This window comes from Oceanimonas smirnovii ATCC BAA-899 (assembly GCF_000381965.1).
Lineage (GTDB): Bacteria > Pseudomonadota > Gammaproteobacteria > Enterobacterales > Aeromonadaceae > Oceanimonas > Oceanimonas smirnovii.
In genome coordinates this window covers 41,523-57,789 of sequence record NZ_KB908457.1, presented here as the reverse complement: position 1 = coordinate 57,789, position 16,267 = coordinate 41,523, and the positions used below count along the sequence as shown (strand labels likewise).

Below are 16,267 nucleotides of genomic sequence, written 5' to 3'. Positions count from 1 at the left end.
GAAACTCCTGAAGGTTGGGGGGTAAAAAGATTAATAACGCAATGCTGCCTGGGCCTGAGCCACCAGCCGCTTGCGGGAAAACAGAATATGCCGGCGCTTGCCGCCCAGTTGCCGCCACAGCACGGCACTGCGAATGCCCGCCAGCAGCAGGGCACGAATTTGGTGCTGTACCATGGGCTGTTGCAGGTGGCTGGGGTTGCCCGCCACCTGAATACGCGGGCCGATGGGGCTGACAATATCGCTGTAAATGCCGGCCAGGTTGGCCAGCACCTGCTCGTCGAGCAGGTCAAAGTGATGCAGCTGGCGCTTGACCTGGCTGATGCGCTCACCCAGCATCGACATCAGATCCCGCCGCTTGGCCAGTTTGCGTTCCAGCGCCACCACACCCACCAGATAACGGGTGAGCTCGGCATCTTTTTTGCTGCTGTCGCCGTTCAGCTGTTCAATCAGGGTCTGATAGCCAAGACGCAGGTTTTCATGGCCGCCATAAATATCGGCCGACTGCTCGGCGTCGGTCACCAGAATGCTGTTCAGGGTCGTGGCCAGCACATCCTTGTCATCAATTCTGCCCTCTCGGGCCACTTGTTGCACCAGACGTGCGGCCTGACAGATGCCGGCAAAGGCCAGGGTTTGATTTTCCAGACTATGACTCACGCTTGATCCTTGTTGAAACGGGTTTCAATAATGCCGCCGCCAAGGCATACCTCACCCTTGTAGAACACCGCAGACTGACCCGGGGTGACTGCGGCCTGAGGCTCATCAAAGGTCACGCGAATGGTGTCGGCGTCTACCGGCTCAATGGTGCAGGGAATGTCGGTCTGGCGGTAACGGGTTTTTACCGTGCAGCGCAGGGGGGCGGTAAGGGGCTGACGATCCACCCAGTGCAGCTGACGGGCAATCAGTCCGTCGGAATAGAGCCGTGGATGATCTCCCTGAGCCACCACCAGCACATTGCGCTCCACTTCCTTGTCCACTACGTACCAGGGCTCATCACCGGCGTTTTTCAGACCGCCGATGCCAAGGCCCTTGCGCTGGCCAAGGGTGTGATACATCAGGCCCTGATGCTGGCCAATCACCTCGCCGTTTACGGTTTCAATATTGCCCGGCTGAGCGGGCAGGTAGCGGGCCAGAAAGTCGGTAAACTTGCGCTCGCCGATAAAGCAGATGCCGGTGGAGTCTTTTTTCTTGGCGGTGACCAGCTCCAGCTGCTCGGCAATGCGGCGCACCTCGGGCTTTTCCAGCTCGCCCACCGGAAACAGGCTTTTGGCTACCTGCTGAGAACTCAGAGTGTAAAGGAAGTAACTCTGATCCTTGTTGCCGTCAATACCGCGCAGCAGTCTGGGCTCATCGTCAAAGCTGCGGCGCACATAGTGACCGGTGGCAATGTAATCGGCCCCCAGATCCTCGGCGGCAAATTCCAGAAACGCCTTGAACTTGATTTCTTTATTGCAAAGGATATCGGGGTTGGGGGTGCGGCCGGCCTTGTATTCCGCCAGAAAGTGCTCGAACACATTGTCCCAGTATTCGGCGGCAAAGTTGATGGTGTGCAGTTCAATGCCGAGCTTGTCACACACCGCCTGAGCATCGCGCAGATCTTCTGCCGCAGAGCAGTATTCGTCGGTGTCGTCTTCTTCCCAGTTTTTCATGAACAGGCCTTCCACCTGATAGCCCTGCTGTTGCAGCAGATAGGCTGAAACGGAAGAATCCACACCGCCGGACATGCCGACAATCACTTTAACCTGACTGTTATCGCTCATAACGCCCATTACCCGATTGCAAAACGGGCGCTATTTTACCAGACAAATGCCGTGAGGGGGAGGCTGGCAACACAACCCCCTTCTCAACCTCCCCCTTGGCAGGGGGAGGTGCTAAATCAGCACGCTCATTTTGGTTCCCTCCCCTTGGCAAGGGGAGGGTCAGGGTGGGGTTGTCGGCTTAAGCGCCGATAACGGAAACCGCTCGCCCGCCAGGTAATCCCGCAGAGAGGCCAAAATCAGCGGGCTGCGCAGTTGTTTGCCGAGGGCTTCAATTTCAGCCAGCGTCAGCCAGTGGCAGCGAATAATGTCGCCGTCGGGGTCCTGCGGGTTTGTTGGCAGTGGCTCGGCCACTTCGGCGCAGAAGGTAAAACGCACAAAGTGCTTGCCGTTGTCCGGTGCCGTGTACTGGTATACGCCCACCGCTTGCTCCAGGGGCAAGTCCAGACCGGTTTCTTCCAGCAGCTCGCGCCGGGCACCGTCCAGCAGGTTTTCACCGGGTTCCAGATGGCCGGCGGGCTGATTAAACATCACTTGGCCCTGCTGCCATTCTTCCACCATTAAAAACCGTTCACCGGCGCGCACTATCACCGCCAGGGTTACCGCATGACTCATCAAACTTTTCTCCATTGCCCGGGTTGCAGGCTGTCCAGGGTCCAGTTGCCCACGGCGTAGCGTATCAGCCGCAGGGTAGGAAAACCGATATGGGCGGTCATGCGCCGCACCTGGCGGTTGCGTCCCTCGGTAATTTTTATCTCCAGCCAGGTGGCGGGAATATTTTTCCGTTCGCGAATGGGCGGGTTGCGCGGCCAGATCGCCGGCTCGTCCATGCGCCTGACTTGTGCCGGCAGGGTGGGGCCGTCCTTCAGCGTAACGCCCTGGCGCAGCTTATCGAGATCGGCTTCGCTGGGGTCACCTTCCACCTGTACCCAATAGGTTTTGGCGGTCTTGCGTCCGGGCTGGGTCAGGCGGGCATTGAGCGCGCCGTCGTTGGTCAGCACCAGCAGGCCCTCGCTGTCGCGGTCCAGCCGGCCGGCGGCATACACACCGGGCACGTCCACGTAATCGGCCAGGGTCTCGCGGCCGTCACCGTCGGTAAACTGGCACAGCACCATATAAGGCTTGTTCAGCAGCAGGGTCACCGGTGGGCCCGAGGGCTTTTTCGGTGCCGGCTTGCGGGGGTAGCGGGCAGGGAGGCGTATAGACTTGGGTTTCATGGGAGTGATTCAGGGAATAGGGAATGGGGAATCGTTATATGATTTGCCCGGTTAAAACCGGGCATACAAGATGCAGGCAGACGACACTGCATTTTCACGAAGCAGCAGCGGGGATTGCCGTAGCCGACCGTCAAATGCCATGGACGGCATTTGCCGAGCGTCCCATGGATGGGCTTGAAGCGTGTCGGCGGAGCGCAACCGCGCTGCTGCTTCGCATTGCGGTTAAGCGGTAATAATCCGCGGCAGGTTGTCGTCATGCCGCAGGGTCAGTACTTCGCAGCCGGTGTCGGTCACCAGAATGGTGTGCTCATACTGGGCCGACAGGCTGCGGTCCTTGGTGACTACTGTCCAGCCGTCGGCCAGCATCTTGCTGTGGCGTTTGCCCACGTTAATCATGGGCTCAATGGTCAGGCACATGCCCGCCCTCAGCACTTCACCAGTACCGGCCTTGCCATAGTGCAGCACCTGAGGCTCTTCATGAAACTCGGCACCAATGCCGTGGCCGCAGTATTCCCGCACTACCGAATAGTTATGGGCCTCGGCATGCTTCTGAATGGCGGCACCGATGTCACCCAGGTGTACCCCGTCCTTCACCATTTTAATGCCGATCTCCATGCACTCCTGAGTGACCCGGCACAGACGCTCGGCCATGATGCTGGGCTTGCCCACGGTAAACATTTTGGAGGTATCACCGTGATAGCCGTCTTTGATCACAGTAATGTCGATATTCAGAATATCACCGTCTTTCAGCTTTTTGTCTGAGGGAATACCGTGGCAGATCACATGATTTACCGAGGTGCAGATGGATTTGGGAAAGCCATGATAGTTCAGTGGTGCCGGAATGGCCTGTTGCTCATTCACAATATAATCGTGACAGATTTGATTGAGTTCGTCGGTGGTGACGCCGGGCTTGATGTAAGGCTCGATCATTTCCAGCACTTCCGCGGCCAGGCGGCCGGCCACGCGCATTTTTTCTATTTCTTCCGGGGTTTTTATGACTATGCTCATATTCGTCTCTGTTACTGGCGGCGTTAGGCGGGCGTACCCGTGAAAGGGCCAAAAGTGTACCCTTGCCGGCGGCTAACTTCCAGCACCGAAATCAGCGCTCATGCTGGTGCGGAGCATGCAATTGTGGTATAAAGCGCGCCGTGATGCAGGTTTGATCAAAATCAGCATTGCAACCACATTCACTTTTTTAACACACACACACATCGGCACATGCTCCAGGGTGCCTTCGGGTCGGAGTCATGGGATGTGTGGAGGCCTAACCCAATACATATTTGAGGAAATCATGGCACAAGTATCAATGCGCGACATGCTGAAAGCCGGCGTTCACTTCGGTCACCAGACCCGTTTCTGGAACCCCAAGATGAAGCCTTACATTTTCGGCGCCAGCAACCGGGTTCACATCATCAACCTGGAAAAAACCGTTCCCCTGTTCAACGATGCGCTGAACTACCTGGGTAACGTGGCTTCCAAGAAAGGTAAAATCCTGTTTGTTGGTACCAAGCGCGCAGCTTCTGAAGCCGTTAAAGAAGCCGCTACCAACTGCGATCAGTTCTATGTGAACCATCGCTGGCTGGGCGGTATGCTGACCAACTGGAAAACCGTGCGTCAGTCCATCAACCGCCTGAAAGACCTGGAAGCGCAGGCTCAGGACGGTACTTTTGAAAAGCTGACCAAGAAAGAGGCGCTGATGCGTACTCGTGAAATGGAAAAGCTTGAGAAGTCCCTGGGTGGTATCAAGGACATGGGCGGTCTGCCCGACGTACTGTTCGTTATCGACGCCGATCACGAGCACATCGCTATCAAGGAAGCCAATAACCTGGGCATCCCTGTGGTTTCTGTTGTAGACACCAACTCCAACCCGGACAGCGTTGACTACATCATTCCCGGTAACGATGACGCCATCCGCGCCGTTCAGCTGTATCTGAACGCTGCTGCCGACGCCGTTAACGCTGCCCGCGCGCAAGATCTGGCCGTACAAGCCGAAGACAACTACGTCGTAGAAGAATAATAAAGACTGAGCATTTGCTCACGCCTTTATTAACCATACGCAAGTGATAGGTTAACAGGGGCCATGTGCCCCTGTTTTCTTAACAAGACCGAGGACATTACGAATGGCAAACATTACCGCCGCCCTGGTAAAAGAACTCCGCGAGCGCACTGGCGCCGGCATGATGGATTGTAAAAAAGCCCTGATCGAAGCCAATGGTGATATCGAGCAGGCCATTGAAGACATGCGTAAATCCGGCCAGGCCAAAGCCGCCAAAAAAGCCGGCCGCATTGCTGCCGAAGGTATCATTCTGGCCCGTCAGGCCGGCAATGTAGCCGTACTGGTAGAAATGAACAGCGAAACCGACTTTGTTGCCAAAGATGCCAGCTTCCTGGCTCTGGGTGATCAGATTGTTGAGCTGGCCCTGGCCAACAAGATTGGCGACGTAGACACTCTGAAAGCCGCCACTCTGGCCAACGGCGAAACCGTTGAAACCGCCCTGACCAACCTGATCGCCAAGATCGGTGAGAACATGAGCCTGCGCCGTGTTGCTCTGGTAGAAGGCGACAATGTAGTGACTTATCTGCACGGCACCCGCATCGGCGTTATCGCCAACCTGCAGGGTGGCGACGAAGAGCTGGCCAAAGACGTGGCCATGCACGTGGCTGCTTCCAGCCCGCAGTTCGTCAAGCCCGAAGACGTTTCTGAAGAAGTGGTTGCCAAAGAGCGCGAAATTCAGGTTGAAATCGCTGTTAACTCCGGCAAGCCGAAAGAAATTGCCGAGAAAATGGTTGAAGGCCGCATGAAGAAATTCACCGGTGAGATCTCTCTGACCGGCCAGCCTTTCGTTAAGGATCCGTCTGTTTCTGTTGGCGACCTGCTCAAGCAGAAAGGTGCCGACGCTCAGGGCTTTATCCGCTTTGAAGTGGGTGAAGGCATCGAGCGTAAAGAAGAAGACTTCGCTGCCGAAGTTCAGGCTCAGATCGCCGCTTCCAAGGGTTAATTCCCTGCTTTTTTAATGCTATTCAGACCGCGACATTCCGTCGCGGTCTTTCTATGACCAGGAATAGAAAGCATGAGTACCAATCCGAAACCCGCATACAGACGCATTCTTCTCAAGCTCAGCGGCGAAGCCCTGCAGGGTGAAGAAGGCTTTGGCATTGATCCTGCCGTACTGGAGCGTATGGCTCAGGAAATCAAGGAACTGGTTGAGCTGGGTGTTCAGGTCGGCCTGGTGATTGGCGGCGGTAACCTGTTCCGTGGTGCGGGCCTGGCCAAAGCGGGCATGAACCGCGTGGTGGGCGACCACATGGGTATGTTGGCCACCGTGATGAATGGTCTGGCCATGCGCGATGCTTTGCACCGTGCTTATGTGAATGCCCGTCTGATGTCTGCCATTACCCTTGAAGGCGTGTGCGACAGCTACAACTGGGCCGATGCCATCAGTCTGCTGCGCAAGGGCCGGGTAGTGATCTTCTCTGCCGGCACCGGCAACCCCTTCTTTACCACCGACTCTGCCGCTTGCCTGCGCGGTATTGAAATTGAAGCCGATGTGGTGCTCAAGGCCACCAAGGTAGACGGTGTGTTCAGTGAGGATCCGGTCAAAAATCCCGATGCCGAGCTGTACCATCATCTGGGTTATGATGATGTGCTCGACCGTGAGCTTAAGGTCATGGACCTGGCTGCCTTTACGCTGGCACGGGACCATAACCTGCCTATTCGTGTATTTAACATGAATAAGCCGGGCGCGCTGCGTCGTGCTGTTATGGGTGAAACCGAAGGCACTCTGATCAGTAACAAGCTTTGATATTTTGTAAGGAGTAAGGGGAGAAGAGTGAGGAATAAAACACGAACCCGACAGCCATTGCTGGTGGGTTTGCGTCTTTCGCTTCACGCCTGACCCCTCACCCCTCACTCACAAAAAAGGATAACGACCGTGATAAACGACATTAAAACCGACGCCAAGACCCGCATGGAAAAAAGCGTCGAAGCGCTGAAATCCCAGATGAACAAGGTGCGCACCGGTCGTGCTCACCCCAGCCTGCTCGACACCATTCATGTGGATTACTACGGTGCTTCCACGCCGTTGAATCAGCTGGCCAACATCACTACCGAAGATTCCCGCACTCTGGCAGTGACCGTGTTTGACCGCTCCATGATTCAGGCTGTTGAGAAGGCCATCATGATGTCTGATCTGGGCCTGAACCCGTCCAGCGCCGGTGCCATGATCCGCATTCCGCTGCCGCCGCTGACCGAAGAGCGCCGCAAGGATCTGATCAAGGTAGTGCGCAATGAAGCCGAACAGGGTCGTGTGGCCATTCGCAATATTCGTCGCGATGCCAATAACAGCCTTAAAGCGTTGCTGAAAGACAAGGAAATCTCTGAAGACGACGAGCGTCGTGGTCAGGATGATGTTCAGAAAATCACCGATACTTTTATCAAGCAGGTAGACGATGCACTGGCTGCCAAAGAGAAAGAGTTAATGGAAATCTGATAGTTACATCAGGTATAGTAGCCGACGCCGCGTAGCTGCCTGCGCGGCGTTTGTTTTTGTGCAGGAGTGATTATGCCAGCTACGGCAGCACCGAATAATGACGCGCGTTTACCTCGCCATGTGGCCATTATTATGGACGGCAACGGCCGCTGGGCCGAGCAAAGAGGCAAGTTCAGAGTGTCCGGTCATAAGGCCGGCGTCAAGTCGGTGCGGGCAGCGGTCACTTTCGGCTATAAACTTGGCCTTGATGCCCTGACCCTGTTCGCCTTTTCCAGTGAAAACTGGCGCCGGCCGGAAGAGGAAGTCAGCGCTTTAATGAGCCTGTTTATTGCCGTGCTGGGCTCGGAAGTACGCAAGCTGCATCACAATAATATTCGGCTGCGCATTATCGGCGATCGCAGCGCCTTTGCTCCTCACCTGCAGCGCAAAATTAACGATGCAGAGCGTCTTACCGCCAACAATACCGGTCTTACTCTTAATATTGCTGCCAATTATGGTGGCCGCTGGGATATTACTCAGGCGGCCCGCCTGCTTGCAGAGCAGGTAGCGGGTGGCGAGCTGAAGGCGGAAGACATTACCGAGGAGCAGCTGGATAAGCATATACAGATGGCAGAGCTTGCTCCTGTCGATCTGTTGATCCGTACCGGTGGTGAGCAGCGTATCAGCAACTTTTTGCTGTGGCAGCTGGCCTATGCCGAGTTTTACTTCACTCCTGTGTTGTGGCCGGACTTTGGGGAAGATGCCTTCAGCGAGGCCATTGCTGCTTTTGTTAGTCGGGAGCGGCGTTTTGGCTGTACCGGTGCTCAGATCAGGGAGTTGCTGGCACAAAAGGCCTGAGCGCAGGTCCGGCCTCAGCGGATCAGCCTGACCGGCAGCCACAATAAAAGAGGCCGACAGAACTAACACTGAGCGGATAACAAATAAGAACGAGGATACCTCTTGCTAAAGCTTCGTATTATTACGGCCCTGTGCCTGATCCCTGTGGTGCTGGGGGCAGTTTTTTTACTGCCCCTGCCGTTTTTTGCTCTTTTTGCCACTGTGGTTTATCTGCTGGCAGGAAGAGAGTGGGGGCGTTTTATTGATGCCGGAAAGTCTAATGTCGTCATGGTATTTCTGGCTTTGGTACTGGTGGCACTGATGGCTGCAGTGCCCATTGAGCATATCTGGGGCAATGGCCTGCATCCCTGGATTGGCATTGTGCTGACGGCCGGTGCACTCTGGTGGCTGGTGGCCCTGCCTCTGGTATTGCGTTACCCCCAAAGCCGTGGTCTCTGGCAAAACCGGCCCTGGCTTAAAGCGCTGTTTGCCCTGCTCAGTCTGGTGCCGTTTTTCTGGTCGCTGCTGGTGCTGCGCAGTTATCAGTATGAGCAGGACGCCCACTACGGTGCCTGGCTGCTGCTGTTTGTGATGGCGCTGGTATGGGCTGCCGACACTGGTGCCTACTTTGCCGGCAAAGCCTTTGGCAAACACAAGCTGTGCCCGCGGGTCAGCCCGGGTAAGACCATTGAAGGCATGCTTGGTGGTGTTCTTGCGGCCTGTTTGCTGGCGCTGGCGGTTACTTATGCCATTGACCTGAGCAGTGCGCAGCGCACGGCTGTGTTGCTGGCATCTGCAGTGGCGGTGCTGGCGTCCGTGCTGGGGGATCTGGTTGAAAGCATGTTCAAACGGGAAGCCGGCATAAAAGACTCCGGCAGCATTCTGCCCGGCCATGGCGGCATAATGGACCGCATCGACAGCCTGACGGCAGCACTGCCGGTGTTTGTGGTGGTCTATCAACTGGCAGGGCAGGGCTGATGCAACAGCTGACCATACTGGGGGCCACAGGCTCCATCGGCCAGAGCACCCTGGCTGTGGTGCGCCGCCATCCCGAGCAATTTTCTGTTTTTGCGCTGACGGCTTGTCAGCAGATACCACAAATGCTGGCCGACTGCCTGGAATTTTCACCCCGTTATGCGGTGATGGCCGTACCGGCTGCGGCTGCACAGTTGCGCCAGATGCTGGCACAAAGCGGCAGTACCACAACCGTCCTGGAAGGCACTGAAGCGCTGTGCCGGGTAGCGGATGATGCCGAGGTGACGGTGGTAATGGCGGCCATAGTGGGAGCGGCCGGTTTGTTGCCGACACTGGCGGCAGTGCAGGCGGGCAAGCGGGTACTGCTGGCCAATAAAGAAGCCCTGGTCATGAGCGGCGAGCTGTTTATTGACGCCGTGCACCAAAGTCATGCCGAGCTGCTGCCGGTAGACAGTGAGCATAATGCCATTTTTCAGTGTCTGCCCGAGGCGCTGCAGCGCAATCCCGGCCGGGGGTGCCTGAATCACGCCGGCATCAGCAAACTACTCCTGACCGGCTCCGGCGGTCCGTTTCGTTATACTCCGGTCAGTGAGCTCACCGCTGTTACGCCGGCACAGGCAATAAACCACCCCAACTGGTCCATGGGGCCTAAAATTTCCGTTGATTCCGCCACCATGATGAACAAGGGCCTGGAATATATAGAGGCCCGCTGGCTCTTTAACGCGGCACCAGAGCAGATTGAAGTACTGGTTCATCCGCAGTCGGTCATTCATTCCATGGTGCAGTACTCGGACGGTTCCGTCTTGGCCCAGCTTGGACAGCCGGATATGATGACACCTATTGCCCATGCGCTGGCCTGGCCCGAGCGAATGGAGTCGGGTGTGGCACCGCTGGATTTTACCCGGCTGGGTGAGCTCAGTTTTATGGCACCGGATATGGCCCGTTACCCCTGCCTTGAGCTGGCGATGGACGCCTGTGCACAAGGGCAGGGAGCCACGACGGCACTGAATGCCGCCAACGAAGTGGCGGTAGCCGCGTTTTTGAATCAAGACATTGGCTTTATGACCATCGCTGATATTAACCGCAAGGTCACAGAGCAGCTGGGTACCACCAGAGCGGTAATACTGGAAGATATACTGGCGCTGGATGAAGAAGCGCGCCGGCTGGCTGTACAACTTATCAGGACACACACATGACCGGAATATTATGGAATCTGGGTGCCTTTATCGTTGCCCTGGGCATACTGGTAGCGGTGCATGAATATGGTCACTTCTGGGTGGCCCGGCGCAATGGCGTAAAAGTAGAGCGGTTTTCCATCGGTTTTGGCAAGCCCATCTGGCGCAGAACCGGCCGCGATGGCACTGAATATGTGGTGGCCATGATCCCCCTGGGGGGCTATGTCAAAATGCTTGACGGCCGCGTGGATGAGGTGCCGCCTGAGCTGGCTGATCAGGCGTTCAACAATAAGTCGGTATGGGCACGAATGGCGATTGTGGTAGCCGGTCCCATGGCCAACTTTCTGTTTGCTGTGTTTGCCTTCTGGCTGATGTTTCTGATTGGTGTGCCCTCGGTCAAGCCGGTAGTACGTGATGTGGTTCCCGAATCTCCGGCGGCGGTGGCCGGTGTTCAGCCGGGCATGCAAATTACCGCTATTAACGGCAACGACATTCTGACCTGGGAAGACGTCAACTTCTCCCTTATCGGCAGCATTGGTGCTGAGCAAACCGTCATCACGGTACAAAACGACAGCGGACGTCAGCAGCAACTGGCGGTGCCGCTTACCCGCTGGCAGTTTGATCCTGACAGTGAGTCGCCCATTACTGCGCTGGGGCTGATGCCCGAAGGCCCTGTTGCCACCCTTACGCTTGAACAGGTCATGGCGGATGGAGCCGGTGAACAGGCAGGGTTACAGTCCGGTGACCAGATAACACAGGCAAATGGTGAAATACTGCGCGACTGGAACCACTTTGTGGCACTGGTGCAGTCTTCTCCTGAACAACCGATGGAACTTGTGGTACTGCGTGATGGTCAGAGGCTCGACCTGACACTGACCCCGGCGCTGCGTGAGACTAACCGCCAGGCTGTGGGCTATGTCGGGCTGGCACCTGCTGTGCTGCCTGTAGACGAACGCTATCGCTTTGAGCTGACCTACGGACCGCTGGAAGCGGCATGGCATGGCATGGAGCGGACCTGGGAGCTGACGGTGCTGACGTTTAACATGATTGGCAAGCTGCTGACCGGCATTGTCTCGGTGGATAACCTGAGCGGGCCCATCTCCATCGCCAAAGGTGCCGGTGCCAGTGCCGGTTTTGGTCTGGTGTACTTTCTGAGCTTTATGGCGCTGGTCAGTGTTAACCTCGGCATTATCAATTTGCTGCCGTTACCGGTACTCGACGGCGGCCACCTGCTGTTTTATATGGTGGAAGCGGTAACCGGACGACCGGTACCGGAGAAAATACAGGAACTGGGTTTCAGAATTGGAGCGGCTCTGTTGGTGTTACTGATGGGGCTGGCACTGTTTAACGATATTGGTCGCCTGTGAGCGGCAAGACACAAGGACAACGTCAGGCTATGGCAAAAACAAGGGCAGTAAAACACACCCTCGCCGCTTCCTGCCTGCTGGGTGCCAGCATGCTGGCACAGGCACAGAGCAATGTGGCCCCCTTTGTAGTGGAAGATATTCAGGTAAACGGTTTGCAGCGGGTCACCCTGGGTGCCGCTCTGCTCAGCCTGCCGGTACGGGTTGGTGAGGAAGTGGATCAGGGGCGTCTGGCCGAGGCCATTCGCAGTCTTTACGCCTCCGGTAACTTTGAGCAGGTACAGCTGCTGCGTGACGGCGATACGCTGGTGGTACAGGTGACCGAACGGCCCACCATTGCCGGCATCAGCTTCAGCGGCAACAAAGAAATAAAGGAAGAGCAGCTGCGTGAAAGCCTGGAAGGTGCCGGCGTGCGTGTGGGTGAGCCCCTGGACCGCACCACCCTGAGCGAGCTTGAAAAAGGCCTGGAAGACTTTTATTACGGTGTGGGTAAATACTCTGCAGATGTTAAAGCCGTACTGACGCCGCTGCCCCGTAACCGGGTTGAGCTCAAGTTTGAGTTTATTGAAGGCAATGCTGCTGAAATCAAACAGATTAATATCGTCGGTAACCGGGCCTTTACCGAAGAGCAGCTGCTGGCTCAGCTGGAGTTGTCCGACAGTGTGCCCTGGTGGAATATTCTGGGTGACAAGCGCTACCAGAAACAAAAACTGGCCGGCGACATTGAAACCCTGCGCTCTTTCTATCGTGACCGGGGTTACCTCAAGGCGGAAATCACCTCTACTCAGGTATCAATGTCACCGGACAAGGAAGGGGTTTACATTACCCTGAACGTCACTGAGGGCGAACAATATACGGTATCCGGAGTCAGCCTGCGCGGTAATCTGATTGACCGTGAACGGGAAATGAACGAGCTGATCCCCATTGAAAATGGTGACCTCTATTCCGCCGGTGATGTGGCCCACATGGAAGAGCTGCTGTCCCGTTTTCTCGGCCGTTTTGGCTATGCCTATCCACGGATCAATACCTTTCCGCAAATTGATGAGGCCACCAACAAGGTTGAGCTGATCGTTAACATAGAGCCGGGTAACCGTGTGTATGTACGCCGTATCAATTTCAGCGGCAACGAAATCACCAAAGATGAAGTCTTGCGCCGGGAAATGCGTCAGATGGAAGGTACCTGGCTGTCCAGCGAAAACGTCGAGCAATCCCGTACCCGTCTGAACCGCCTGGGCTATTTTGAGCAGGTAGAAGTGGAGACGCAGCGTATTCCGGGCCAGGATGATCTGGTGGATCTTGGCGTTAAGGTAAAAGAGCAGCCTGCCGGCTCCATCAACTTTGGGGTAGGTTTTGGTACTGACTCCGGCTTCAGCATTCAGGCCGGTCTGCAGCAGGATAACTTCCTTGGAACAGGTAACCGGGTGGGCATCAACTCCCAGATGAACGATTACTCCAAGAATGTGTCACTGGATTATACCGACCCTTACTTCACGGTAGACGGCGTCAGTCTTGGCGGACGTCTTTATTATCGCTCATTTGAGCCCGATGATGATCTGGGCTCCATTGACTATGAAAGTACCACCTATGGCGTTCGTGGGCTGACCGGCTTTCCGGTCAATGAAAACAACAGCCTGAACTTCAGTGCTGGCTATGAGCACAATACTCTGAGCCAGCCGACAGAGCCGTCTATTCAGCTGAATGACTTCTGGCTTGATAACGGTGCGGATCCCAAGGATAAAATCAGCTTTGATGACTTTGATATCACCGCCGGCTGGACCCGCAATACCCTGAACCGGGGCATCTTCCCTACCGCCGGCAGCCGTCAGAGTGCCAGTATCAAGGTAACAGTGCCCGGCTCGGATCTGCAGTATTACAAACTGAGCTTTGATGACGGCCATTATTTTCCGCTGGACCGTAAACACAACTGGGTATTGCACGGCAAGTTCCGCGCCGCCTTTGCTGACGGCTACGGCGATACCGCAAGGCTGCCCTTCTTTGAAAACTACTATGCCGGTGGTTTCAGCACATTGCGGGGCTTCAAGAGCAACTCGGTCGGCCCGCGGGCGGTTTTTGAAGATGCGAATGGCAAGCAGACCACTGACGGCAGTGCCATTGGCGGTAACGCCCTGCTGGCTGCGTCGCTCGAGCTGATTGTGCCCACGCCCTTTGCCGGTGAAGATCTGCAGCGCTCTTTGCGTACCAGCCTGTTTATGGATGTGGGCACCGTCTGGGATACCAACTATGACGCATCGGATTTCACCAATTGCGATCAGGGCTGTTATGACTTTGGCGACCCGGGCGAATATCGCGCTGCGGCCGGTGTCAGCATGCAGTGGCTGTCGCCGCTCGGCCCGCTGGTGTTCTCTCTGGCCACACCGGTAACCGAGGTGGAAGGGGACAGAACCGAAGTCTTTAACTTCAATATCGGACGTACGTTTTAAAGGAGTGTTACATGAACAGATTGATTCAACTGGCCGGCGCCCTGGCGCTGGTCATGACGGCGACTTTTGCTCAGGCCCAGAGCAAGATAGCGGTGGTGGATACAGCCGAAGTATTTCAGAAAATGCCTCAGCGTGACGTAGTACGTAATCAGCTGCAAAACGAATTTGCTTCGCGGGTAAAAGAAGTTCAGCAGCTGGAACAGCAAGGCCGCAGCTTTGTGGAAAAACAGCAAAAAGACATGGCCTTCATGAACGACAGCCAGAAAGCAGAAGCCCAGAAAAAGCTGAACGACATGCAGGCTACCTTTGTCCAGAAAGCCCGCTCACTGGAGCAGGACAGAGCCAAACGTGAGCAGGAAGAACGGCAGAAAATGCTGTCGCGCATCAAGGGCGCGATAGATGATATCACCAAGGCGCAAGGGCTGGATCTGGTGATTGAACGAGGAGCGGTGATTTATGTCAATCCTTCTCTCGATATCACTCAACAGGTGATCAGCCGCGTCAGTAAGTAACAAGAGCAAGATGATGAGCATTACACTGCAACAACTGGCCCAGGAGCTGGGCGCTGAGCTGCGTGGCGAACCGGCGCAACTTATTCATAAGGTGACCACCCTGGATAAAGCAGGCCCCGGCGATGTGGCCTTTCTGACGGATGGTAAATATCAGCATCTGCTGAAAGACACCAGAGCCTCTGCAGTGATACTGCGTGAAGCCGACAGTCAGGCTTGCCCAGTAGCTTGTCTGGTGATGAGTGATCCGTATCTTGGCTTTGCCCTGGCCGCTCAGGCGCTGGATACCACACCGGCTCCGGCGCTGGATATTCACCCCAGTGCCGTGGTGGCTGCCGATGCTGCCCTTGGTGACGGTGTGGCCATTGGGGCTAACGCGGTCATTGAGTCCGGTGCAGTGCTTGAAGAAGGCGTTATCATTGGTCCGGGTTGCTTCGTCGGCAAGAATACGCGCCTGGGCGCGCGCACCCGGCTATGGGCTAATGTGACTATCTACCATGGCGTGACCATGGGGACTGACTGTCTGGTGCAGTCCGGTGCCGTTATCGGCTCAGATGGCTTCGGCTATGCCAATAACAAGGGTGAGTGGATAAAAATTCCTCAGCTTGGTGGCGTGGTGATCGGTAACCGGGTAGAAATTGGTGCCTGCACTACTATCGACAGAGGAGCGCTGGATGATACCCGCATTGCCGACAATGTGATTATCGACAATCAGTGTCAGATAGCACACAACGTAGACATCGGCTACGGCACCGCCATGGCCGGTGGCACAGTGATGGCCGGTAGTCTCAAGGTCGGTAAATATTGTATTATTGGCGGTGCTTCTGTGTTTAATGGCCATATGGAAATCTGTGATGGGGTCACCATTACCGGAATGGCCATGGTGATGCGCCCCATTACCGAGCCCGGCATTTATTCCTCCGGCATTCCGCTGCAACCGAACAAGGAGTGGCGCAAAACGGCGGCGCGCGTGATGCGCATAGACGATATGCACAAGCGGCTGAGCCAGCTTGAAAAAAAACTGAACAACAACGATTAAGCACACTTTTTGGTAGGGTTAAATTTTGAGTAACGAACTGAATCAGTTGGACATCCAGGAAATTCTGGAACTGTTGCCGCATCGCTATCCTTTTCTGATGGTCGACAAGGTAGCTCACTACGAAATAAGCCCGGAGCGTAAAACCCTGCGCGGCATCAAGAATGTATCGTTCAACGAGCCCATGTTCACCGGCCACTTTCCCAACAAGCCGGTATTTCCCGGTGTGCTGATCCTGGAAGCCATGGCTCAGGCCACCGGTATTCTGGCATTTAAAATGGTCGGTAAGCCCAAGCCCAACGAGCTGTACTATTTTGCTTCCATCGACAATGCCCGTTTCAAGCGTCCAGTAGTGCCGGGAGATCAGCTGGTGCTGGATGTGGTGTATCTGAAAGAGCGCAGAGGCATTGCCAAATTTACCGGTGTTGCCAGTGTTGACGGTGAAGTGGTTTGCACCGCCGAACTGATGTGCGCCAAACGCGAGGGTTAA

Annotated in this window: 16 protein-coding genes and 1 pseudogene; 12 read left to right on the top strand and 5 right to left on the bottom strand. The window is 55.7% G+C overall.

Annotated elements, in window-relative coordinates:
• Window positions 1-30 precede the first annotated feature (30 nt).
• From hflD to map, 5 genes and pseudogenes are all read right to left on the bottom strand, one after another.
• Complete coding sequence (gene hflD / locus G364_RS0105895; RefSeq protein WP_019934227.1) at window positions 31-654, bottom strand: high frequency lysogenization protein HflD; 624 nt, start codon at window positions 652-654, stop codon at window positions 31-33.
• The gene (gene mnmA / locus G364_RS0105890; RefSeq protein ID WP_019934226.1) at window positions 651-1,757 is read right to left on the bottom strand and encodes a tRNA 2-thiouridine(34) synthase MnmA; all 1,107 of its coding nucleotides are present in this window, start codon (window positions 1,755-1,757) and stop codon (window positions 651-653) included. Before mnmA ends, hflD begins: the two co-directional genes overlap by 4 nt.
• Window positions 1,758-1,916: 159 nt before the next feature.
• Window positions 1,917-2,369, bottom strand: a complete 453-nt coding sequence (locus tag G364_RS0105885; RefSeq protein ID WP_019934225.1) for an NUDIX hydrolase — start codon at window positions 2,367-2,369, stop codon at window positions 1,917-1,919.
• Between the two features lie 8 nt (window positions 2,370-2,377).
• Window positions 2,378-2,971 (bottom strand): annotated as a pseudogene (locus G364_RS0105880) (pseudouridine synthase); the annotation flags it as partial.
• Window positions 2,972-3,193: 222 nt separating this feature from the next.
• The gene (gene map, locus G364_RS0105875) at window positions 3,194-3,979 is read right to left on the bottom strand and encodes a type I methionyl aminopeptidase (RefSeq protein ID WP_019934223.1); all 786 of its coding nucleotides are present in this window, start codon (window positions 3,977-3,979) and stop codon (window positions 3,194-3,196) included.
• Window positions 3,980-4,262: 283 nt separating this feature from the next.
• Here map and rpsB point away from each other — a divergent pair, with 283 nt between their 5' ends.
• From rpsB to fabZ, 12 genes are all read left to right on the top strand, one after another.
• Entirely contained in the window at window positions 4,263-4,988 is a 726-nt protein-coding gene (rpsB, locus tag G364_RS0105870; RefSeq protein WP_019934222.1) for a 30S ribosomal protein S2, read from the top strand.
• 103 nt (window positions 4,989-5,091) lie between these two features.
• Window positions 5,092-5,970 (top strand): translation elongation factor Ts, encoded by an 879-nt coding sequence (tsf, locus tag G364_RS0105865; protein WP_019934221.1) that lies wholly within the window; start codon window positions 5,092-5,094, stop codon window positions 5,968-5,970.
• A gap of 72 nt (window positions 5,971-6,042) precedes the next feature.
• On the top strand, window positions 6,043-6,774 hold the full coding sequence (gene pyrH / locus G364_RS0105860) for a UMP kinase (RefSeq protein WP_014293058.1): 732 nt from the start codon (window positions 6,043-6,045) through the stop codon (window positions 6,772-6,774).
• Window positions 6,775-6,903: 129 nt separating this feature from the next.
• The gene (gene frr, locus G364_RS0105855) at window positions 6,904-7,461 is read left to right on the top strand and encodes a ribosome recycling factor (protein WP_019934220.1); all 558 of its coding nucleotides are present in this window, start codon (window positions 6,904-6,906) and stop codon (window positions 7,459-7,461) included.
• 72 nt (window positions 7,462-7,533) lie between these two features.
• Window positions 7,534-8,298 carry a polyprenyl diphosphate synthase gene (gene uppS / locus G364_RS0105850; protein ID WP_019934219.1) on the top strand — a complete coding sequence of 255 codons (765 nt, stop codon included), beginning with the start codon at window positions 7,534-7,536 and terminating at the stop codon, window positions 8,296-8,298.
• 102 nt (window positions 8,299-8,400) lie between these two features.
• Window positions 8,401-9,255, top strand: a complete 855-nt coding sequence (locus G364_RS0105845; RefSeq protein WP_019934218.1) for a phosphatidate cytidylyltransferase — start codon at window positions 8,401-8,403, stop codon at window positions 9,253-9,255.
• On the top strand, window positions 9,255-10,448 hold the full coding sequence (ispC, locus tag G364_RS0105840; protein ID WP_019934217.1) for a 1-deoxy-D-xylulose-5-phosphate reductoisomerase: 1,194 nt from the start codon (window positions 9,255-9,257) through the stop codon (window positions 10,446-10,448). The genes G364_RS0105845 and ispC overlap by 1 nt, the downstream gene beginning before the upstream one ends.
• A complete protein-coding gene (rseP, locus tag G364_RS0105835; protein WP_019934216.1) occupies window positions 10,445-11,794 on the top strand; it encodes a sigma E protease regulator RseP in 1,350 nt (449 codons plus the stop codon). The genes ispC and rseP overlap by 4 nt, the downstream gene beginning before the upstream one ends.
• 29 nt (window positions 11,795-11,823) lie before the next feature.
• Window positions 11,824-14,232: an outer membrane protein assembly factor BamA gene (gene bamA, locus G364_RS0105830; protein ID WP_019934215.1), complete on the top strand. Its 2,409-nt coding sequence runs from the start codon at window positions 11,824-11,826 to the stop codon at window positions 14,230-14,232.
• An 11-nt stretch (window positions 14,233-14,243) separates the two neighbouring features.
• Window positions 14,244-14,744 carry an OmpH/Skp family outer membrane protein gene (locus G364_RS0105825; RefSeq protein WP_019934214.1) on the top strand — a complete coding sequence of 167 codons (501 nt, stop codon included), beginning with the start codon at window positions 14,244-14,246 and terminating at the stop codon, window positions 14,742-14,744.
• Window positions 14,745-14,754: 10 nt separating this feature from the next.
• Entirely contained in the window at window positions 14,755-15,780 is a 1,026-nt protein-coding gene (gene lpxD, locus G364_RS0105820) for a UDP-3-O-(3-hydroxymyristoyl)glucosamine N-acyltransferase (RefSeq protein WP_026344724.1), read from the top strand.
• A gap of 25 nt (window positions 15,781-15,805) precedes the next feature.
• On the top strand, window positions 15,806-16,267 hold the full coding sequence (gene fabZ, locus G364_RS0105815; protein WP_014293049.1) for a 3-hydroxyacyl-ACP dehydratase FabZ: 462 nt from the start codon (window positions 15,806-15,808) through the stop codon (window positions 16,265-16,267).